The 20865-nt window shown below is 34.5% G+C and carries 20 protein-coding genes and 2 tRNA genes; 15 read left to right on the plus strand and 7 right to left on the minus strand.

All coding sequences use genetic code 11. The features are described 5' to 3' along the window. The first annotated feature begins 3 nt into the window (after positions 1–3). On the plus strand, positions 4–2121 hold the full coding sequence (gene glyS, locus NBW37_RS05245; RefSeq protein WP_250296021.1) for a glycine--tRNA ligase subunit beta: 2118 nt from the start codon (positions 4–6) through the stop codon (positions 2119–2121). Beyond that, the gene (gene uvrC / locus NBW37_RS05250; protein WP_250296022.1) at positions 2105–3907 is read left to right on the plus strand and encodes an excinuclease ABC subunit UvrC; all 1803 of its coding nucleotides are present in this window, start codon (positions 2105–2107) and stop codon (positions 3905–3907) included. The genes glyS and uvrC overlap by 17 nt, the downstream gene beginning before the upstream one ends. A 70-nt stretch (positions 3908–3977) precedes the next feature. Here the strand turns inward: uvrC and NBW37_RS05255 are convergent, their stop codons facing one another. The 5 genes from NBW37_RS05255 to NBW37_RS05275 form a co-directional block, all read right to left on the minus strand. Next, a complete protein-coding gene (locus NBW37_RS05255; RefSeq protein WP_250296024.1) occupies positions 3978–4520 on the minus strand; it encodes a hypothetical protein in 543 nt (180 codons plus the stop codon). 114 nt (positions 4521–4634) lie between these two features. Beyond that, positions 4635–5165, minus strand: coding sequence for a phospholipase D family nuclease (locus NBW37_RS05260; RefSeq protein WP_250296025.1), 531 nt, complete (start codon positions 5163–5165; stop codon positions 4635–4637). 895 nt (positions 5166–6060) lie between these two features. Then, positions 6061–6912 (minus strand): ParB/RepB/Spo0J family partition protein, encoded by an 852-nt coding sequence (locus NBW37_RS05265; RefSeq protein ID WP_250296026.1) that lies wholly within the window; start codon positions 6910–6912, stop codon positions 6061–6063. Then, entirely contained in the window at positions 6909–7751 is an 843-nt protein-coding gene (locus NBW37_RS05270; protein ID WP_006280226.1) for a ParA family protein, read from the minus strand. Before NBW37_RS05270 ends, NBW37_RS05265 begins: the two co-directional genes overlap by 4 nt. Before the next feature lie 90 nt (positions 7752–7841). After that, on the minus strand, positions 7842–10325 hold the full coding sequence (locus NBW37_RS05275) for a response regulator (RefSeq protein ID WP_250296027.1): 2484 nt from the start codon (positions 10323–10325) through the stop codon (positions 7842–7844). A 151-nt stretch (positions 10326–10476) separates the two neighbouring features. On the opposite strand from NBW37_RS05275, the gene hemF reads away from it, so the two are divergent. The 8 genes from hemF to sucD all read left to right on the plus strand — a co-directional run bounded on the left by hemF (position 10477) and on the right by sucD (position 16258). Continuing rightward, positions 10477–11301, plus strand: coding sequence for an oxygen-dependent coproporphyrinogen oxidase (gene hemF, locus NBW37_RS05280; RefSeq protein WP_250296028.1), 825 nt, complete (start codon positions 10477–10479; stop codon positions 11299–11301). A gap of 81 nt (positions 11302–11382) precedes the next feature. Then, entirely contained in the window at positions 11383–12654 is a 1272-nt protein-coding gene (locus tag NBW37_RS05285) for a hypothetical protein (RefSeq protein WP_250296029.1), read from the plus strand. Positions 12655–12722: 68 nt separating this feature from the next. Next, positions 12723–12794, plus strand: a tRNA-Glu gene (locus NBW37_RS05290). Between the two features lie 28 nt (positions 12795–12822). Next, positions 12823–13509, plus strand: a complete 687-nt coding sequence (locus NBW37_RS05295) for a 16S rRNA (uracil(1498)-N(3))-methyltransferase (protein WP_250296030.1) — start codon at positions 12823–12825, stop codon at positions 13507–13509. Between the two features lie 209 nt (positions 13510–13718). Next, positions 13719–13792: transfer RNA gene (locus NBW37_RS05300), tRNA-Pro, on the plus strand. 191 nt (positions 13793–13983) lie between these two features. After that, positions 13984–14184: a 30S ribosomal protein S21 gene (gene rpsU, locus NBW37_RS05305; RefSeq protein WP_006279819.1), complete on the plus strand. Its 201-nt coding sequence runs from the start codon at positions 13984–13986 to the stop codon at positions 14182–14184. 37 nt (positions 14185–14221) lie between these two features. Beyond that, positions 14222–15373, plus strand: coding sequence for an ADP-forming succinate--CoA ligase subunit beta (sucC, locus tag NBW37_RS05310; RefSeq protein ID WP_250296031.1), 1152 nt, complete (start codon positions 14222–14224; stop codon positions 15371–15373). Between the two features lie 3 nt (positions 15374–15376). Beyond that, a complete protein-coding gene (gene sucD / locus NBW37_RS05315) occupies positions 15377–16258 on the plus strand; it encodes a succinate--CoA ligase subunit alpha (protein ID WP_250296032.1) in 882 nt (293 codons plus the stop codon). A 6-nt stretch (positions 16259–16264) separates the two neighbouring features. On the opposite strand, the gene dapF is transcribed toward sucD, so the two are convergent. After that, entirely contained in the window at positions 16265–17062 is a 798-nt protein-coding gene (gene dapF / locus NBW37_RS05320) for a diaminopimelate epimerase (protein ID WP_250297004.1), read from the minus strand. 103 nt (positions 17063–17165) lie between these two features. Here dapF and NBW37_RS05325 point away from each other — a divergent pair, with 103 nt between their 5' ends. The 3 genes from NBW37_RS05325 to NBW37_RS07645 all read left to right on the plus strand — a co-directional run bounded on the left by NBW37_RS05325 (position 17166) and on the right by NBW37_RS07645 (position 19238). Further along, positions 17166–18077: a glycoside hydrolase family 5 protein gene (locus NBW37_RS05325; protein ID WP_250296033.1), complete on the plus strand. Its 912-nt coding sequence runs from the start codon at positions 17166–17168 to the stop codon at positions 18075–18077. A 39-nt stretch (positions 18078–18116) separates the two neighbouring features. Beyond that, positions 18117–18989 carry an IS982 family transposase gene (locus tag NBW37_RS05330; protein WP_250295817.1) on the plus strand — a complete coding sequence of 291 codons (873 nt, stop codon included), beginning with the start codon at positions 18117–18119 and terminating at the stop codon, positions 18987–18989. A gap of 117 nt (positions 18990–19106) precedes the next feature. Further along, on the plus strand, positions 19107–19238 hold the full coding sequence (locus tag NBW37_RS07645; RefSeq protein ID WP_256466260.1) for a hypothetical protein: 132 nt from the start codon (positions 19107–19109) through the stop codon (positions 19236–19238). Between the two features lies 1 nt (position 19239). On the opposite strand, the gene NBW37_RS05335 is transcribed toward NBW37_RS07645, so the two are convergent. Next, positions 19240–19800, minus strand: coding sequence for a nitroreductase family protein (locus NBW37_RS05335; RefSeq protein WP_250296034.1), 561 nt, complete (start codon positions 19798–19800; stop codon positions 19240–19242). Between the two features lie 116 nt (positions 19801–19916). Here NBW37_RS05335 and NBW37_RS05340 point away from each other — a divergent pair, with 116 nt between their 5' ends. Together NBW37_RS05340 and NBW37_RS05345 are read left to right on the plus strand one after the other, a co-directional pair. Further along, on the plus strand, positions 19917–20444 hold the full coding sequence (locus tag NBW37_RS05340) for a biotin transporter BioY (protein WP_250296035.1): 528 nt from the start codon (positions 19917–19919) through the stop codon (positions 20442–20444). After that, positions 20441–20830: a DUF1284 domain-containing protein gene (locus NBW37_RS05345; RefSeq protein ID WP_370273069.1), complete on the plus strand. Its 390-nt coding sequence runs from the start codon at positions 20441–20443 to the stop codon at positions 20828–20830. The genes NBW37_RS05340 and NBW37_RS05345 overlap by 4 nt, the downstream gene beginning before the upstream one ends. Positions 20831–20865: the final 35 nt, after the last annotated feature.

A 20865-nucleotide genomic window follows, 5' to 3' on the forward strand; every position in this document is an offset into this window, starting at 1 on the left:
CGTATGTCATTGCAGTTATTATTTGAGTGCCTTTCAGAAGAAATACCACCGAGAATGCAGAATGTAGCTGCAACTCAAGTTAAGAGCTGTATTGCCAATGTTTTTAACAAAAATAATGTAAAATTTACATCAATGGAGGTTTTTGTAACGGCACGTCGCATTACCCTATTTGTCGACAACATAAATGCTTTGGAGCTAAAGGATTCCAATAACGAAGTTAAGGGACCAAACATTAACGCACCAAAAAGTGCTATCGAAGGTTTTTTAAGAAAATATCAGAAAAATGAAGAAGATTTGCTCGTTCGAAAAGTAAATAATGAAGATTTTTACTTCATTAAAAGAGAAAGCTGCTCATTTAACATTCAAGAGTTTCTTAAAAATCAACTAGGAGAAATATTAAAAAATTTCTCTTGGCCAAAAAGTATGAGATGGGGCAAAGGAAAAGAAAGGTGGGTTAGGCCAATTAAAAACATTTTATGCATTTTAAATGATGAAATAATACCTGTATCTTTTGCAGGGATCACAGCATCTAACACAACATATGGCCATCGATTTCTCTCAAGTGGTACAGCGCTCACTGTTAAAGCACCTAAAGACTATTTTGAATTACTAGAAAAAAACAGTGTAATTCTCCAAATGGACAAAAGAAAGCAATTTATACTAGATCAGATTAATAAATTAACAAAAGAGCAGAATTTACAACTTGAGAAAAATGATTATCTACTGAATGAACTAACGGGGCTTATAGAGTGGCCAATCGTACTGTTTGGTGAAGTGAATCAAGAAAAGTCATTTGGATTACCAAAGGAAGTAATACTTAGTATAATTAATACACAACAAAAATACCTTGCTTTGAGTGATGGGCAAAGAATCTCATATTTTGTTACTGTTGTTAATATCAATAATGATAAAGTCATTAAAGGACACGAAAGAATATTAGAAGCACGTCTTGCTGATGCCCAATTTTTAATATCTCAAGATAAAAAGGAAAATCTAGATTATTATGTCAAAAGATTAGGTTCAATATTATTTCATGCTTCACTTGGCAGCGTGGGGGAAAAGGTGAAGCGTATTACGGCTTTGTCAAAGTATATAGCTATATTTACTCCACATGCTTCGCTGATAAAAGTTGAACGTGCTGCATATTTGGCAAAAGCTGATTTGGCAACATCGATAGTAAGAGAGTTTCCAGAATTACAAGGAGTAATAGGTGGATATTATGCTTCTTATTTTCACGAAGATAAAGAAATAGTGGAAGCTATAACTGAGCATTATAAGCCAATCGGGCCAGAGCAAGAATGCCCTAAATCTCCTTTTGCAATTGCTGTGTCCATTGCTGATAAAGTAGATAGTTTAGTTGGTTTAGTTGCAGCAGGAGAAAAAATCTCTGGTTCGTATGATCAGTTTGGTTTGCGGAGAATGACAATTGGCATAATTAGGACAATACTTGAAAATAATTTGCATATTCCAGTTAGGCTACTGATAGACAAGTCAGTATCTTTATATTCAAGATTTCTATTTAATAAAAATACAACGTCAGCTGATAAGCCAAATAGAAAACAAATTTCAGAACTAGTATTGAGATTCTGCTTAGAAAGATTCAAGGTTATTTTAAAAAATAGAGATATAAGGCAAGATATTGTAGATTCAGTACTATATAAAATCGGTATTAATGATCTGCTGACAGCAGAAAAGCAAACTGTTATATTGGATCGTTATCTTAGTACGCCAGAAGGTGAGCAGATTCTAAGCACTTACAAAAGAGTAAGTAACATAGTTAGCAAAGTAAGGAAAAGTGATAGCACTACTTATAGTACGTCTTACAGTAAGAGGTTTTTGATTGAAGATGAAGAAATTGCACTATCAAATTGCGCTATAACTGCTTGTAAAAACATAAAACAAGCAATAAAAAATAATCACTTTAATGCAGCACTTGATGAGCTTGCTGGTTTTGCTCCATTTATCAATCAATTTATGGACAGTGTAAAGATTAACTGTGATTCTAATGAGCTAAGAAGAAACAGATTATCTTTGCTTGCAAGTGTTGTTTCCATCTTTCATTTAGTAGCAGATTTTAACCTCATACAGGTTAAGCAATGTATAAATGCTCAGGCAATATAAAGAACAAATCAAATCATCTCCACAGTCCTGTGGCGTGTATAAGATGGTTGGAGATAAGAATAAAGTTTTATATGTTGGAAAAGCAAAAAACTTGAAGTCGAGGTTATCCGACTACCTTCAATTCGAAAACCTTTCTGAACGAATTAGAGTTATGCTCTCACAGGTTATTAAGGTTGAAATATTCATCACTGAGAATGAAATTGAAGCACTGCTTCTTGAAGCACAGTTAATAAAATCGTTGAAGCCACCTTATAATATTGTGCTTAAGGATGGAAAATCTTATCCTTATATAACAATTTCCAAGCACGATTATCCAAGAATAGCGAAATATAGAGGCAAATTTAAGAAGAATGAGTTTCATTACTATGGCCCTTTTCCATCTGCTGCTGCTGTTAAGAACACTATATTATCATTGCAAAGAGCTTTTCTCTTGAGAGTATGTTCAGATCAATACTTTTCCTCAACAAAAAGACCATGTATCGAATATCAAATTAAGCGCTGTTCAGCACCATGCGTAGATAAAATTACAAAAGATGATTATTGCCTATCAGTAAAACAAGCACAAGATACGCTGCTCGGAAGGAATAAAGAAGTGCAAAAACAGTTATTTTCTACAATGGAAAAGTGCAGCAGGGAAATGAACTATGAGCTTGCTGCTGTATATAGAGATCGATTGAAATTTCTTCAGCAAATTCAAATGCAGCCAATGGATTTTTCTTTTGAAAAAGATGCAGATTTCTTCAGTATTGTATGTGAGGCAGACTTGGCATGCATTAGTGTATTATCGTTTAGAGATAAAGGCAATTATGGAAGCATTCCTTACTTCGTCGAGAATTGTAGTGATCATCCAAATGATGAAATTTTATCCACCTTTTTGGTCAATTTGTATAATAGAGTTAATACACCACCAGCACAAATTTACGTTCCCGATTTTATTACGGGTAAGGAAATTATAGAGCAAGCACTGTGTGCTGTTACTCAAAAACCAATAAAAGTTTTGCATGCAGAAAATAGTAAAGAACGTGATTTGTTGAAATTTATTTACAATAATTCTCAGCATAGCTTAGAGCAGAAGCTTATCGATTATAGAAATAACCTAGAAAAGCTTGAAGAGCTTAGCAAAATCTTCTTGTTACCAAACATTCCAAAGCGTATCGAGGTTTATGACAATAGCCATATATCTGGAAATCAACAAATTGGTGTGATGGTTGTTGCAGGGCAGGAGGGTTTTTTAAAAAGTGAGTACAGAAAATTTACTATAAAGGAAAAATTTTCAGGCGATGACTATAAAATGATGAGGGAAGTGCTAACCAGACGTTTCTCCGGCAATATAAAAGGCATAATACCTGATTTTTTACTGATTGATGGTGGACCAGGACATGTTTCCATAGTACAGAATGTACTGGAAGTATTGAATATAAACGTTCCTTTTGCTTGTATGGCAAAAGGTCCTGATCGTAACGCAGGGAATGAAAGATTTTATATGCTGGGCAGGGAAGAATTCAGTTTGGCGAATGACAGCAAAGTCATGCTTCACTTACAATCGCTGCGTAATGAAGCACATCGTTTCGCAATAACTTCACATAGAAAAAAACGCGATAAACAGTTTATAGTTTCACAATTAAGCAAAATACCCGGCATTGGCAACAAAAGAAAAAAGGCGTTGATGTCTTATTTTGGTTCAGTGAAGAACATAAGTAAAGCTTCTCTGGCTGAAATTCAAAACGTACCTGGAATTAGTAAAGGTTTAGCAGAAGTCATTCTTAAACACGTGAATTATAACTAGTGAAGACAAAGTTTTCCAACGTCATACTCAACACTTTCCCTCAGAATCTCTTCATTGAGAAGCTACTCTGTTAAAACATATTTTTAAATTTTTGCCAAAACCCTGGTTTATTATCATTAACCTTTGTAAATGTTACATTTAAACTGTATCTCGGATCGTTTGGCACGTCATATTTAATGCTAAATGTTGAAACTTTATCATTATTGTAAATATGCACATCATCATATGATAGCTTTGTTGTGTAACACTTTACATGCTTTTGCTTATCATACACTAAACCGCCTGACTCTCTTTCTAGTTCTACAAATTTCGTTTTTTTCTGACATTCCTTTATTTTTATTAAATCCTTGTCTAGTGATATTGAAACCGGCAGCGTATTTCCAGTATATTCTTTAGCTAAAAGTTCACTTTGAGGATACATTTTTATTTCCTTTCCAAAATGTGAGTCTATAAAATTATTGCTCCAAAATTTATCGCCAGAATGCACGTACTCATCAGTAGCATACGGCACCCCACCATAACTGCATTGAACTTTGTAATCTCCAACACCGTTGTTTTGAAAAAAATCGTGAATGGCAGTGTAGCCACCGGCAGCATCATTTATATAATCCATTACTTTATTCCTTAAACTTCTAGTTTATTATATCATAATTATTATGTATATGTCAATTAATAAAAAAGCTCTCCCTTGCTGTTTTTAGAGCTGATTTTAAGCAAGTGCTTTTGATTAGTTGGGAGCATATTTATAAGATTGTGACATTCGTGCCTCCCAGTTTTTCACATACTGCTGAATCAATTCAGGATAATCTGTAATAATTAATAAATTTTCAGCATTCCCTTTTTTAGCTGTCTTACTCAGGTTAAATGATCCTGTGATGACTTTTTGATTGTCAACAATCATTATCTTATTATGAGCAATCTTTGGCTTATCATCGATCCAAATTGGTACTCCACCTGAAAATAGTTCATTTATAACACTATATTTTGAGTAGAGTTGCGATTTATCTAAAATGACTTTAACATCAACACCACGTTCTTTAGCATTGATCAAAGATTTTGCAATTGTTCCAAGAGTAAATGTATATTCTTGAACTAAGATAGATTTTTTAGACTGATCTATTACGCTGATTATCGGCATAGCACAATCTTCTCCAGGTGAAAAGCAAACCGTAGCTTTTGGGCAAGGCGAAAATATAAAACCCGCATAGTAATACAGAGAAAAACACATTAACAAGAATAAAAAGTGAAAAAGCCTCACAACAACCCACCCCCAGATATACGGCGATAGGCTACATTATAATTTAATCACCTGTCAATAGACTTCTTGCATGATTTTGGCAACAATCGTTAGAAACGAAAAACTTACTTGACACCCTTCGCCAGCACCCTTATCATGAAACTGAAGCTATATTATTTAACTTCCCAATCTGTGCAGATTAAAATGACAAGAAGACTTGTATTTGGCGTACTATTGTTTAATTTTTGCACTATGTGCATACTATGTCTTTATAAAAATTTTGGGTTTTTACCCACATAAGCTGAAAAGCGCTTATAAAGCGTTTAAGACATCACCCAACGTCAAATTTTAAAATAAAGAGTGGAATAACTAGCTACTCCGGGGATTCTTTGTCTTTTTTTTCTGCTGGTAAATTTCTTAAACATTTATAGCTTAAGTTAGTTGCGTTTAAAAGCAGCTAAATTGCAGTGTTTAAGACTTAAAGAACGCCGATACTGAAAATAAACAATGACTAGGGCTTCTTTTGCCTTTTTTTCCGTTTGGTAAATTTCTTAATGTTTATGGCTAAAGTAACTTAGGTTCACCGACAATCGTCATCCCGCAGCGGGATCTCTTGTTAGCGGATGAGATACCGCGGCGGTATGACGGTTCGCGGCGGCATGACGATAACCTTGTCATCCAAGTAGCTGACACTGGGATGACAGAAGAAGGTGCTGGGATGACATCATAGGGGCACTGCCGTCATAAAGGAACCAGTGTCATCTACTTTCATGACACCATTCTTTTTCCTGGATCCAAGTAGTTAGCTACTCGGATAACACCATTTGCTGTCTTCAAAAATGAATGTTCGTACAGCTATGTATCAGCTACTTTCATGACACCAACAATTGATATTGGTTTGTTAGCCAGCTACTAGCTATACCTCAAGTTTCCTATTCAAAACTTTCAATATTAAATCTAATTCATTTGGATTATTATACCGTATCATAACTTTACCCTTAGAATTGTTGTCATTAATTTTGATCTTTAAACCAAGTTGAGAAGATATAGCGCCTTCTATTACCGTCATATCTTGATTTTTAGTATATTTCTGTTCTTTTTGGTTGTCGCCTTGATGCAAATCTTTTATCAATTTTTCAGTTTGTCTAACGCTTAAGCCTTGAGAAACTATTCTTTCTGCAATACCTTCAGCATTTTCAACATTAATCAACGCTCTTGCATGACCCATAGATAGTTTTTTTTCGTTGATCATTGTTTTCACCCTACAGGGAAGTGACAACATCCGAATCATATTGGTTATGTGGCTGCGGCTTTTGCCTATAGTTGAAGCTAATTCTTCATGTGTATAGGAAAATTCATCTATCAGTCTCTTATATGCTTCACCTTCTTCTATCGGATTAATATCTTGTCTTTGTATGTTTTCAATTATGGATACTTCCAAGCATTCCTTGTCGCTCAGATCTTTTATGATAACTGGTGCACTATCAAGATTTGCAATCTTGCTTGCTCGCCAACGACGTTCTCCAGCTATTATTTCGTAACCATCATCATTTGAATCTTTGCGTACCACGATAGGCTGTATAATGCCACTTTTCTTTATCGAATTTGCAAGTTCTCTTAATGACTCCTCGTCAAAATGTTTCCTCGGTTGAAATTTGCTTGGGTGCAGTAATGAAATAGGCAAATGCTCTTGTCGATCTTCTTTATTATCATAATTATCGCCTATGAGGCCGGCAAGACCTCTGCCGAGGCGTCTATCATCCTTCATACTACGCCCTCGCTTACTAGTTTCTTCTCCTTACAACTGCTCGCATGCTTTTTTAAAATTTCCCTTGCCAAACTTATATATGCTTGTGCACCAGGACACTTAAGATCATACACAATAGCAGGTTTTCCATGAGAAGGCGCTTCTGATAACCGTACGTTACGTGGAATAACAGTCTCATACAATGGGATGATAGTTTTGTATACTTTATCATTTAAATACTGGCAAATATCGTTTTTAATCTGTTCACTGAGTTTGTTACGCCTGTCATACATTGTTAACACTATCCCTTCTATTGCCAAAAAAGGGTTTAGGTTATTCCTTTTTATCAGTTCTACAGTTTTAACTAAATGGCTTAATCCTTCCAGAGCAAAAAATTCACACTGAAGAGGAACAATAATAGAATTAGCAGCAGTCAAAGCATTTATGGTTAGAAGCCCAAGTGATGGAGGGCAATCGATGATTATATACTCATAATTATCGCGTATCTTCTCTAATGCGCTTTTTAGCACAAATTTTCCTCGCTCAAGTTGTGATAATTCAATTTCTGCAGCTGATAAATCAACTACTGACGAAATTAGTGATAAATTTGGAATTTCCTTTATATTGAAAATTGCCGATTCTATCAATTTATTTTCGCTGCTTAGTAGTATTTTGTATATATTTTTTTCTTCCCTACTACGATAAGAAATCCCGAGCCCGGTGCTAGCATTTCCTTGAGGATCAAGATCTACCAATAAAGTGCTTTTTCCCACAGCAGCAAAGGCTGTCGATAAATTTATACTAGTTGTGGTTTTGCCAACTCCACCCTTTTGATTTACTATTGCAATAATCTTGCTCACGCCTTTTATCTTATGTATAAAATAATTCTATTGTATATATGCAAGAAACTTTTGCATTAGAAAATTTTTTTGTTGTTAACCACACTAAAATTAGACTGTCTTTTTTGCTTTGTGTAACACACTTTGAACCTTGTTTCCTAATTCATTCAGAGTGAATGGTTTTGGCAAAAAGTGAAAATCTTCTATATTGATGTCATCACTCTTTAAAAAAGCATCTTCTGCATACCCAGAAATAAAAATAACGTTGATATTTGGCCTATGGATCAATGCTTCTTTAACTATTTCTGGGCCGCTCACCTCTGGCATGATTACATCAGTGATTATAAGATCTATATGTTGACTTTTTTTACTGATTATTTCTAGCGCCTCGCTTCCTATGCTTGCTTCTATTACATCAAATCCTTTTCTTTTGAGTGCTTTAGAGATGAATTCCCTTACTGAATCTTCATCTTCGATTAATAAAATTATACCATTACCTTTAATTTCACTTACTACCGGTTTTTCTGTTTCTTCACTATCTTCTTCTCTATCATTTTCATCTGATATGTAAACCATGGGCAAAAATATGCTAAATTTAGTTCCATGATTTACTTTGCTAGCAACATAGATGTATCCTTCAGTTTGTTTAATAATGCCATATACAGTAGAGAGGCCAAGACCTGTACCAGAAGCAATATCTTTAGTAGAAAAAAATGGATCAAAGATCTTTTCAGTTGTATCACTCGTCATTCCACATCCAGTATCAATTACTTCAATCACAACATAATTTCCATGTTCAATCGCTTCCTTGTCTGGAGAAAACATATCCTGAGGTGTAGAATTTAATGAGTCAATCTTTTGATTAAAGGTTCGTATAGTTAATTCTCCGCCCTTTTCCATAGCAGCACTAGCATTGACTGCTAAGTTAAGTATAACTTGCTCTAATTGTCCTTGATCAGCCCTAACAGCACCCAAGTCTCTACCATAATAAATATTAAATTTTATATTTTCACCTATTAATCTTTTTATCATTTCATAAAGATTAGCTATAGTATTATTTACATCAATAATTTTTGGCTGCAAGGTCTGTCTTCTTGAAAAAGCAAGCAATTGTCTTACTAAATTTGATCCACGCTTTGCATTTTGCTGTATCTGTATTATATCTCCAAAAGATGGGTCACCAGCTGAGTGTTGGAGTAAAAGCAAATCGCAAAATCCTATTATCCCAGTCAATATATTGTTGAAATCATGCGCAATACCACCTGCTAACTGCCCTATAGCTTGCATCTTTTGATAATGCTCAAGCTTTATCTCTAGGTTTTTGTGTTCAGTATTATCAATAAAATAACAAAGTATGAATATCATTTTATTATGAAGAAACTTATTGAAATATATTTTTATGTTATTACCGCCGTTGAGCTGTACATCAAAGGACGCATTATTTATTCTATTACTCGAAAAATATTCACGTATTTTCACATGATAACTATCCAATATCAATGTAAAGATTGAATTATTATCTGACCCTGCAAGCTTTATTAGTGCCGTATTTTTCTTTACAAAGTTGCCGTTTATGTCACATTGTGCAATAGCAATTGATGAATTTGCAAAACAAGGGTGTAATTGATAATCAACAATATTTGATTCGGTTGGTGTTATAAGGCCATATATATAGCTATGATTGTATTTATCACAAAATATAGCAGTGCTCATATAAGCCTTGAATGGAATACCACTTATAGTAAAAAACAAAATTTCATTATCGGTTGTTGTATTGTTATATTTAGATTGAGATATAAAATCACTGATTGAGCTACCTTTTTCCAGTTTTTTCAGTTCAAATATGTCTAAAAATCTTTTATTTACAGATAAAATCACCCCTTTGGCATTTGCAATGTAAATTCCTATACCGTGTTTTTCTATTAACTCTTCATATACCTGCTCCTTGTTTATCTGTGTTGCTTTTAACACAAAATACCCATCTGGCCTTGCTATTGGCACTAATGATAAATTTAAAATCTTATTACTATTTATAGCAATTTGTGGATTATCTGGTATCGGCTCAAAGAGCAAAAGAAATTTAGATACTCTATTCTTCTTGTTTAAGGAAATGCATACCTGTACAGAAGAGTTATTTTTTAGTGCATGATAGAGTGCTTTTTTGTCTTCTTCTGAAACATTTCCTATTTCAAGAATCTTGCCTAACGTAATGTCATCATCTATTATATGATCTTTAAATCTTTCGTAGAACCTTGCATCAGCATAAATAACACCCTCATCTTTATGTAAAATAAGGCAAAATTCTGTATTATGATTTAGTGCATTTGCAAATATTGCATTTTGAAATTCTATAGTATTAAGTAGGTATCTGTAGCGCTTTACATTATATATCATAAAGAGAGTTGTTAGAATGCTAACTAATAAATTAATCTCTATATTAATATGCTGACTATATATATCAAAAAAGTAGAGTATCGATATTGCTACTTGAGGTAAGAGCATAATAACTGCCATCACAACAATTGACATTCCATAATTTCTTAGTATGAAATCAACCCTGTTCTCTTTTTTGTTATCTATGTATCTTTTATTCATTATTGTTACTTGGCATTGTTGTACATACGAAAATGTTTTATTATATTGACTTAATTATTATAGATTTATTAACGTCTTTGATAGATAATTATTATCCAAATCTAATTAAGTTCCTTAAATATCAGATATAACAATGTTAGCGAGAGGTATTATGGAAAAACAAAGAACACAAGCATTTAAGTGGTTCTGTGCACTAAGAGATAAGATTATAGAATCTTTCTTATTAATCGAAAAACAATCATCCGCAGAGCCAAAGATCGAAAAGAGAAAGTGGGACCGCCCAGGTGGTGGAGGTGGTGAATCTACAATTATTTTTGGTAATGTTTTTGAAAAAGTTGGAGTAAACGTTTCAAAAGTACACGGAAAATTTGCAGATTCAGCCATCAATGAAATTCCTGGTGCAAGTGAAAGTAACGGAGAGTTCTGGGCAAGCGGTATATCTTTGGTGTCTCATATGCAATCGCCCCTTATCCCTGCAGCGCATATGAACACAAGGCTGATATATACTTCAAAACAATGGTTTGGTGGAGGAATGGATTTTACGCCAATATATAAAAATGAAGAAGATTGCAAGTATATTCATGAATCAATCAAAACGACATGTGATAGATTTGACACCGGATATTATCCAAAATTTAAAGAGCAATGTGACAATTATTTTTTCTTACCACATAGAAAAGAGCCGCGTGGTATTGGTGGCATTTTCTATGATAATCTGAGTTCTGGCAACTGGGAAAACGATTTTGAGTTCACAAAAGCAGTAGGTGAAGCCTTTTTGGAAATTTATTTGCACATCATACGTAAACATATGCAAAAATCTTGGACAAAAGAACAACGAGAAAATCAATTAATAAAACGTGGCAGATATGTAGAATTCAATCTGTTATACGATCGTGGCACAAGGTTTGGTTTAATGACTGACGGCAATCCAGATGCAATTATGATGTCAATGCCACCACTTGTTAAGTGGTTATAGAGCTGCTATTAGTAAAAAATAAATCGTTATAGTTTAAAATTGTACCACAATAGTGAGCTTTTATATAAGAGGGGTACAATCATGAACATAATAGATAATTTTTTAATTAAATCTGTCAAAAACAATAACATAAAAAATGTTAAATTTGCTCTAAGTCTCTACGATACACTAAATAGTTTTAGAAAATTCACTTCAAAGACTATGTCTCTTAAGAATACAGGATCATTTGATATAAATAATCCAGCTTTAAATCAGGCTTTAGGATATGCAGTAAAAAGTCTTGATTGTGATGTAATGGAATTACTTATTAATTCTGGCGCCAACGTTAATGCAATAGGCAGCGACGGTATAAGAAGTGTAATCTATAAATACGAAAGAGCACTTGCTCATGAGAAAAGGGTTATGCACTATGATCTCAAAGACTATAAGGAAAAATGTTGTTTTATACTTGGTGAGTTAGTAATAAATGGTGCAATGCCTCGAAATGCTGAAGAAAAGGAAAAAATATTGAACATTTTCAAAGAAAGAGAAGGTTTTGATGAGTTTCAAGAAGTAGTAAAGCTGAAACTTGAGGCTAACTCAGTTGGTAACATGATACCACCTAAAAAACCTCCTAGAACCTTTGAATATAAGCCAATAACTATGTACGCTGAGGTGAGCAACAATGTAATACCACCTAAAAAACCCCCTAGAACTTTTGAGTATAAGTCAAAAAGTACTGATCTTGATACTTCTCTTTTAAAAGAGCCCATTTACGCTGAGGTGTATGACACTAAGATTAGTAATTCATTAGGGGAGTTAAGCGTATCAGAAGAATCTATTTATGCTGAAATATATGATTCACATAAAAAATCTACTGAAAATTCATCATTGAACGATAGTGGTTATTTGAGTATATCAGAAGAACCTATCTATGAAACTATAGATAATTTTTCAGAACAAAAAAAGCCTACTAGCCTAAAACAGAAAGAGCCAGAACAATCGTCAGAACCTATTTATGCTAAAGTAGATTTGTTCAAGAAAAGAGCAGAAAGAAAAGCAAAGGACATAAAAGCTAATTCAGGGACTTATCATGGATCAGTGCAGGATAAAGTGAGTAATTTGCAAGTAAAACTAAATGAGCAAAGTGCTAATAAGCCAGCGAGTCAGCAAATCAAGACCAAGGCAGGCTTTAGCGTAAAAGAAATAAGGCAAAATTTTGAGCGTAGAGATTCTGGCTATGATTCCGATACAAAAGTTGAACAACAATTAGATTTAGGATCTAAAGCTCCTAAATCTGAGATAGGTTCAGTAAGCATTGAACATGGAGTAATAGGAGGCTTTCGATATAAAATCACTGATATATCACTCTAACTATGTGATTCAAAATAATTGAATTGACTTTATGTGCATAATCAATATAACTTGAGTTAATTCGCATTGACTCTTTCGTCTAGTGGTTAGGACACCACCCTTTCACGGTGGTAACACGGGTTCAAATCCCGTAAGAGTCACTCAAGTAGAATATAATTAAAGTTTTAAATGGGAAAAGTTAGGCTTTATGTTGAAGAAGCTTTATCACAAGGCGTGAGTTTAGCACTTAATCCACAACAAAGTCATTACATTTGCAATGTAATGCGGCTTAAGAAGTATGATAATCTCTCTCTTTTTAATGGAAAAGATGGAGAATGGTTAGGAGAAGTAGTTAATATATCGCGTAAATTGACAAAAGTTACACTCAAAGAATGTGCCAAACAACAGCAATATGAGGAAAATCTATACCTGTATTGTGCCATGGTAAAAAGTGCTGCTCTGAACAACATAGTAAGACAGGCAACTGAAATGGGAGTAACCTGCATTCAATTTATTTCAACGGAACGTACAGTAGTAAAAAACATTAACCTAAGTAGAGCAAAATTACAGGCAATCGAAGCTGCAGAACAGTCAGGTAGGGTAAGTATACCAGAGATTTTGCCTCCTATTAACTTTTGTGAGTTACCTGATTCCCAGAGTAAAAATTTTGTTTTATGTGATGAAACAGGTAAAGCTGATAAAGTGCTGAAAGGCAAAAAAAATGTTGCTATTATTGTTGGCCCTGAAGGTGGTTTTTCATCTTATGAACTTGATCTTGCCGATAAGTTTTGTCAAAAATTGAGTCTAGGAAAAAGAATTTTAAGGGTTGATACTGCTGTAGTTGCTGCACTCACTTTCACCAATTGGTGTAGCTAGATTTTTAAATATGGCTAAGATAAAGAAATCTGGTTCAATGTTGCGCGCACAAAAACTCTGTAGACTCTCTACGAAGCAGTTTGTTGTTAAAGAGGAGCTAATAAAAAACATATTCTAAGATAATATTAAATCTCGTATTATATTTTTTCTAAAGTAAACAAATGAATCTTGCATTTTGCCTGAGTTATTGATACTCTGAGTAAAGAAGTCGGGGCGTAGCGCAGCCTGGTAGCGCATTTGGTTTGGGACCAAAGGGTCGGGAGTTCAAATCTCTCCGCCCCGATGTTAGTATAATTGTAAGAACGCTGTAACATAAGAGCAATCTCCATCAGTAAGCAAGTATGGAATGACATCATTTGCCATGTAAATTACGGCATATTACATTTTAACGCTCAAGTTTATAAAATAATTGACAATGTTAATTTTCTAATTTATAAATAGATTTTGAAATGATTACCGAAGGAGGTATAGAGTTTGATAGAAGTATCAGTCCATTATGGTGATGTAGACAGAGCTCTTCCAGTATTGAAAAAAACAATTCAAAAGGAAGGAAGAGGGTTGAAAATGAAAAAACAATATCATGAAAAAAAATCAGAAAAAAGAGCTAAAAAGAAAGCTGAAGCTAAAAAAAAGAGGTACCAACAAGAGTGCAGAAGGCAGCGTTATGGTTGGTAGTTTGTACTCAAGTTAATAGTTTATCATTGGTTATTTTATGAATATTCACGAATATCAAGCGAAAGAAGTTTTGCATAAATTTAATGTTCCAGTGCCAAAAGGTTTTGTTGCTACATCTGCGGAAGAAGTAAACACTCAAGTAAGTCAATTAAAATCTGACGTGTTTGTAGTTAAAGCTCAAATTCATGCAGGTGGTAGGGGTAAAGCCGGTGGTGTAAAGCTAGCAAAGTCAGTTGAAGAAGCCAAGCAGTTTGTAAAGGACATGCTTGGCATAACTTTAGTTACTCATCAAACAGGACCAAGCGGGCAGCAAGTAAGAAAAGTGTACGTTGAAGAAGGCTCAAGCATTAAGAAAGAGTATTATTTAAGCCTGGTGATCGACCCGAAGCTCAGTAGGCCAATATTCATATTTTCCTCAGAAGGTGGAATGGATATTGAAGAAGTGGCGAAAAATTCTCCTGCAAAAATTGTGAAATTTGATATTGATTCTGCTACAAGTTTTGATAGCAGCAAGTTGAGCAGCAGTTTTAATTTGAGTTCAGAACAAATAGAAAAAATAACAAATGTTGCAAAAAATATATATGATGCGTTTATTGCAACTGATGCGAGCCAAATTGAAATTAATCCACTGGTTGAAACAAATTCTGGAGATTTTATTGCGCTCGATGCGAAAATTAATTTCGATGACAATGCTTTATATCGTCACCCAGAAATTATGGAACTTCGTGATTATGATGAAGAAGTGAAAGAAGAGATAGAGGCTTCAAAGCATGGACTCAGTTATATCAAAATGGATGGCAGTATTGGTTGCATGGTAAACGGTGCAGGTCTTGCTATGGCAACAATGGATATAATAAAATACTACGGAGCAGAACCTGCTAACTTTTTGGATGTTGGTGGTGGAGCGAGTAAAGAAACTGTAACTGAAGCATTTAAAATTATATTGTCTGATAGCAACGTAAAAGGAATTCTGGTTAACATATTTGGTGGTATAATGCGTTGCGATATTATTGCAAGTGGAATTGTTGCTGCTGCAAAAGAAATGAGCATTAAAGTTCCTCTAGTGGTTAGATTATCAGGTACTAATTTTGAAGAAGGAAAAAAAATTTTAGAAGAGTCGGGATTAAATATTATTGCTGCAGATGAACTGGGTGATGCTGCGCAAAAGATAGTAAAAGAGGTAAAATAAAGCATGTCCGTTTTAGTAAATAAAGATACAAGATTAATATGCCAGGGTTTTACTGGTGCACAAGGTACGTTTCATTCAGAGCAAGCTATTGACTACGGGACAAAAATGGTGGGAGGTGTAACTCCTGGAAAGGGTGGTAGCACTCACCTTAATTTACCGGTTTTTAATACTGTAGCAGAAGCAAAAGAAAAGACCGGTGCAAATGCTACAGTTATATATGTACCTGCTAAATTTGCTGCTGCTGCAATACTTGAAGCAATAGATGCAAAAATAGAATTGATAGTTTGTATTACAGAGGGCATTCCTATACTTGATATGGTGAAAGTTAAGCGCGCGCTTGTTGATTCAAAAAGTCGATTGATTGGTCCCAACTGTCCGGGAATTATTACACCTGAAGAATGCAAAATAGGAATTATGCCTGGCCATATCCATAAGCGTGGACACATAGGAATTATGTCTCGCTCTGGAACTTTAACTTACGAAGCAGTAGCACAAACAACTGCTGTTGGTCTTGGTCAATCCACGTGTATCGGAATTGGGGGAGATCCAGTTCATGGTATGACATTTGTCGACTGTATGGAGCTCTTTTTAAAAGATAACGATACTCATGGTATTGTAGTTATTGGTGAAATAGGTGGAAACGAAGAAGAAGATGTATCACATTTTGTGAAAACAGAAAAAACTAAAAAGCCAATCGTTGGTTTTGTAGCAGGCCAAACGGCACCTCCAGGAAGACGTATGGGACACGCTGGAGCAATCATCTCTTCCAGCGGTGGAAGTGCTGGTGCAAAACTAGAAGTTATGCGAAGCGCTGGAATTACAATTGCAGAGACTCCTGCGGTGATTGGTAAAAAGGTATTAGAAGTAATGAGTGTCAGTGCCTAACCTAGGTCATAAGAACCCTATATCGCCAGTCATAAATATATCTCCTGACCACTCAATCAGTAACTGACCTCCTGGTAAATTTACTGAAGTTTGTTTAGTGATCAAATACTTACGAAGTACAGATGCAATAAATGCTGCACAAGCCGCACTACCGCATGAAGCAGTAATACCTGTTCCTCTTTCCCAAACTCTTAAGTTTATTTCTCCAGATTTTTCTATTTGTGCAATACTAACATTTGTTTTCTGAGGAAATAATTCGTGATTTTCCAGCTTTGGTCCTAAACTTTGCAATGGTATTTCATTTACGTTATCAACAAAAAAAACTATGTGAGGATTACCAATATTTACTGCAACTGGCTCTTTCAGCATTTCAAGCTCTATAGGTAGATAAAGGGGATCGCATTCATAAGAAAGAGGAATTTCATACCATTTTAGCAAAGGTTTACCCATGTTAACCTTTATGGATTTATCACCCACTTTAAAACACTCTAAAATGCGGTTGTTTGTTAGTTCAATAATGGAGTATTCAGCACCTTTTTCTGACATTAGCAAATATCCAACGCAACGTGCTGCATTTCCGCACATTTCAGCTTTGCTACCATCAGCATTATAGATATGCATAAAGCAATCGGCTAAACTGGAGTTTGTTATCACTATGACTTGATCGCAACTGTCTTGGTTAGCAATTTTTTTATAATTCCAATTTAAATCATCTGTTGAGCGTGAGTCTATGATCACAAAGTTGTTACCAGTACCATGCATCTTTACAAGCGGAACCTTATCTGTTAAGTTACTTATCACCATAATAAAATGTACATAAGTGAAAATTTTTCTTCTAATTATAACTGTTTTGTATTCTACAGTTTTCTGTAATGTGAGTGCTAAGTCAATATCAGAAAATAGCAAAATGCTCTTTTGGCAAACTGGGGTTAGAAAGGGAGCAAACGTTTTCAATAGAAAAGTTAATAGTGACCTAATCAAAGCAGCAAAGGAGTACAAAATTGGCTTTATTCGCCTTGCTCCTGACAAATTTGAAACTACGCAACGTGATTTCCTCTTAGGTGATGCAGACAATTATCAAGGCCTGATTTCCAAAGACCTGAAAGTTCTGAAAGATGTTTTAGATGCTTTTCATCAACAAAAAATACCAGTAGTCTTAACGATGCTCAGCTTGCCTGGATCTAGGTGGAAGCAAAATAACAATGATAAAGATGATTTACGTTTATGGTCAGATCAAGCTTTTCAAAAACAAGCAGCAAAATTTTGGCAAGATCTTGCAAGAGAACTTAAGGACCATCCAGCTATTGTTGGATATAATATTTTAAATGAACCTCATTTGGAAAGGCTTTATAATACTAACAATTCTGCCCTTCATAATCTAGAACAAAGTCGAATTCAGAAAGATTTATTTAGCTTTTATAGCAGCATGGTAGATAGCATCCGCCAAGTTGACCTAAAAACCCCTATCATACTTGACAGCAGTAGCTATGGCGATCCTCAGGCTTTCGATAAATTAAAACCACTTAATGATCACAATGTTCTTTATTCATTTCACATATACGAGCCTTTTGTTTATACAAATTTAAAACTAAACCAGGGGAAATTTTTCTATCCAGGATATATTCGTTCTGCTGACACAAATAAAACAGAGTACTGGGATAGAGATACACTCAGATCATATATAGAACCTGTGAGTATTTTCCAAAAAAAACATAAAATACCAAGCCATAGAATACTTGTTGGAGAATTTGGTGGACATCGTTCTTCAAACCCCAGTTGCGGATTAGAAGTCAGTGAAAAAGATAGGGAAATAGGGTAAACTCCGGAAACATATTATCAAAAAGTAGAGAGGTTACCCATGAATAAAAATGTAACAGAATTATTTTGCTTTGTAGACGATTTTTGCAAGGCTATAAACAAAAATTTCGCAGAAAAACTCCTGCCAAACAGTAAAAAACCTACCAGAACGCCAGAGATTACGCATTCTGAAATTCTTACTATAATTTTACTTTATCAACAATCTAGATGTGAGGACTTTAAATCTTTCTATACATATTATTTGAAAGCACTATATGGATCTGAGTTTCAAAATTTGCCAACATATAGTAGATTTATTAGGCTAAAACCGAGGGTTTTATGGTATTTAGCATTACTTTTGCAATGGCTATGTGAGCAGTCGAAAATGACAGGGATTTCGTACATAGATGCAACATCTATCGCTGTTTGCCATCCAAAAAGAATCTCAAGAAACAAAGTTTTCAAAGGATTGGCAAAGCTTGGAAAGACTACATATGGCTGGTTTTTTGGTTTTAAATTGCATATGGTAATTAATGAAAAAGGTGAAATTCAAGGAGTTACACTTACTAAAGGTAACGTTGACGACAGAAAACCAGTACCAAAATTAACTGAAAAACTGACTGGTCTTTTGTTTGGTGATAAGGGCTATATAAAGAAAGAGCTCTTTGCAAAACTCTTCGATAGAGGACTAAAACTCGTTACCAAAGTAAAAAAAGGTATGAAAAACACATTAATGCTACTTGAAGAAAAGATTTTTTTAAGAAAAAGGTCGATTATTGAAACAGTTTTTGGCTACCTAAAAGACAGACTTGAGCTTGAGCATTCAAGGCACAGGTCTCCAATAAATTTCTTGGTGCACGTCTTTTCCACATTAGTTTCATATTCCATGAAGCCTAAAAAGCCCTGTATTTCTAGATTTTACTATATTGATTAATCCGCAACTGGGGTTTCAAAAGGATTAGAGCGCTATTTCCAAGATCTTGTTTCTATTTTTAATGAATATAATTGGCACTTTGCTGTTTATAGTTTTCGTGAAGACGTGTGGGACGGTATGGACTATGAACTTGGAAGCGAGAAGCTTTCATGGAAAGATTGGCAAGCAATTGAAGAAGGTACAATGAAAAAAAATTACTTACCAGATAATCCTATTTTTAAGGTACTCAGAGAGGAATGGTCAAAGTAAGTTAACTGGTTTTTGGCCACCCATCATAAAAAAATATTTCTTCTATTGGCCTTCTTTTTTTTTCTTTGACTTCAGCACCCTCTTCTTCATAACCAACTGCTATTACTGACGTTACATTAAAATCATCGGATATATTGAATCTTTCTACTATTTTATCTCTATCAAATCCACCCATTTGATGAGCCATTAAGTTCACAGATGCAGCCTGTAGCATAAGTGCATAATTTGCTGCACCAGTATCGTGACTAGCCCAAAGATTTTCTCCTTTACCTTGTTTGCGGAAGTTTTTAGCACTTAAAGATATGATTAACACTTGTGCATTCTTTGCCCATTTTTGATTAGATTCATCAAGGCAATTGAGCAATTTTTCCCATGCGCTTTGATTGTTCTGTTTGTTGCATATTACGTATCTCCAAGGTTCATCACCAAAACACGATGGGGTGAGCCTTACAGCTTCTATTAAAATATCTACTTCTTCTTTAGAGATTGTTTTTGTTGAATTGTATGAACGTCCGCTGTGTCTTGCTTTCATCAACAATAATAGATCTTGTTTACTCATCATTTTCAATTTAATAGTGCATAAATAATTTATTGTAGCACAAATATGAGCAAAATTTAAATTGCAAAACCTCTTATACACATATATTACATTTAATAAGTTATTTTTATTGGGAAAGTATGTTTATAACACAATCTAGCAGCAGATCAACACTGGCTGAAATATTGTCTTGCGTTTTACTTTTATTTTTGATGGCTCAAATAAGCGTACCATTGCAGCCTGTGCCTATCACATTGCAAACTTTAGGAGTAATGCTTATTGGGCTTAAATTTAACCGCAGAACAGCATTCTATTCTGTGCTTACATATCTATCACTTGGTGCAGCAGGATTTCCTGTTTTTGCGAATTTTTCTGGTGGTTATCACATTTTTCTCGGACCAACAGGTGGATATTTAATTGGCTGTTTAGCTGCTGTTATGGTAATGAGCAAAGTAAATGAATTACTGAACTCTAAATATAAATCATTTGTATGTAATTCTTTAAGTTGTCTGGCTGGTACAGTTGTAATCTTTATTTGTGGTGTTAGTTGGCTTGCTGTTTACTTGGGTCTGGGACAAGCAATAATGGTGGGTGTTTTACCATTTATCCTTCCTGGTTTGGTAAAAATTTTTCTACTTGTAGCAGCTTTGCAATATTTGAAAAAATGATAAAATTCCGTCCTCATCATTTCATGTGCACCCTTGCATTTCAAGGATATGGGTATTCTCAGGGTTTTGTAGAAAATTATAGGAAGATAGCAAGTGAAGTGGTTAGTACTCAAATCGAAGTAGTTGGTAACCTTGATAGTATTTGTAGTGCTTGCCCAAACCAGACTAAACAAGGTAAATGCACCAAACAAGCTAAAGTTTTAGAGCTAGATAGAAGGCATATGGAAATTTTAGGAATTAAAATTGGCGAGACTTTAACTTGGAATGAGGCAGTAAAAAAGATTAGAGAGAAAATGTCTTTAGAGAAATTCGAGTACGCATGTGAGGGGTGCAATTGGCAGCCATATGGAATATGTAAAAATGCCCTTTTAAATCTACAAAGGTAGTTGACAAAATGTTAAGATAAATTGAAGCATTTTTG

It is taken from the genome of Wolbachia endosymbiont of Oedothorax gibbosus, assembly GCF_936270145.1.
Classification (GTDB): domain Bacteria; phylum Pseudomonadota; class Alphaproteobacteria; order Rickettsiales; family Anaplasmataceae; genus Wolbachia.

Excerpts from the sequence above, each read along its gene's own strand:
- glyS (WP_250296021.1), top strand. The coding sequence starts at position 4 with ATGTCATTGCAGTTATTATTTGAGTGCCTTTCAGAAGAAATACCACCG.
- uvrC (WP_250296022.1), top strand. The coding sequence starts at position 2,105 with ATGCTCAGGCAATATAAAGAACAAATCAAATCATCTCCACAGTCCTGT.
- NBW37_RS05255 (WP_250296024.1), bottom strand. The coding sequence starts at position 4,520 with ATGGATTATATAAATGATGCTGCCGGTGGCTACACTGCCATTCACGAT.
- NBW37_RS05265 (WP_250296026.1), bottom strand. The coding sequence starts at position 6,912 with ATGAAGGATGATAGACGCCTCGGCAGAGGTCTTGCCGGCCTCATAGGC.
- NBW37_RS05275 (WP_250296027.1), bottom strand. The coding sequence starts at position 10,325 with ATGAATAAAAGATACATAGATAACAAAAAAGAGAACAGGGTTGATTTC.
- hemF (WP_250296028.1), top strand. The coding sequence starts at position 10,477 with ATGGAAAAACAAAGAACACAAGCATTTAAGTGGTTCTGTGCACTAAGA.
- NBW37_RS05285 (WP_250296029.1), top strand. The coding sequence starts at position 11,383 with ATGAACATAATAGATAATTTTTTAATTAAATCTGTCAAAAACAATAAC.
- NBW37_RS05295 (WP_250296030.1), top strand. The coding sequence starts at position 12,823 with ATGGGAAAAGTTAGGCTTTATGTTGAAGAAGCTTTATCACAAGGCGTG.
- sucC (WP_250296031.1), top strand. The coding sequence starts at position 14,222 with ATGAATATTCACGAATATCAAGCGAAAGAAGTTTTGCATAAATTTAAT.
- sucD (WP_250296032.1), top strand. The coding sequence starts at position 15,377 with ATGTCCGTTTTAGTAAATAAAGATACAAGATTAATATGCCAGGGTTTT.
- dapF (WP_250297004.1), bottom strand. The coding sequence starts at position 17,062 with ATGGTGATAAGTAACTTAACAGATAAGGTTCCGCTTGTAAAGATGCAT.
- NBW37_RS05325 (WP_250296033.1), top strand. The coding sequence starts at position 17,166 with ATGCTCTTTTGGCAAACTGGGGTTAGAAAGGGAGCAAACGTTTTCAAT.
- NBW37_RS05330 (WP_250295817.1), top strand. The coding sequence starts at position 18,117 with ATGAATAAAAATGTAACAGAATTATTTTGCTTTGTAGACGATTTTTGC.
- NBW37_RS07645 (WP_256466260.1), top strand. The coding sequence starts at position 19,107 with ATGGACTATGAACTTGGAAGCGAGAAGCTTTCATGGAAAGATTGGCAA.
- NBW37_RS05335 (WP_250296034.1), bottom strand. The coding sequence starts at position 19,800 with ATGATGAGTAAACAAGATCTATTATTGTTGATGAAAGCAAGACACAGC.
- NBW37_RS05340 (WP_250296035.1), top strand. The coding sequence starts at position 19,917 with ATGTTTATAACACAATCTAGCAGCAGATCAACACTGGCTGAAATATTG.
- NBW37_RS05345 (WP_370273069.1), top strand. The coding sequence starts at position 20,441 with ATGATAAAATTCCGTCCTCATCATTTCATGTGCACCCTTGCATTTCAA.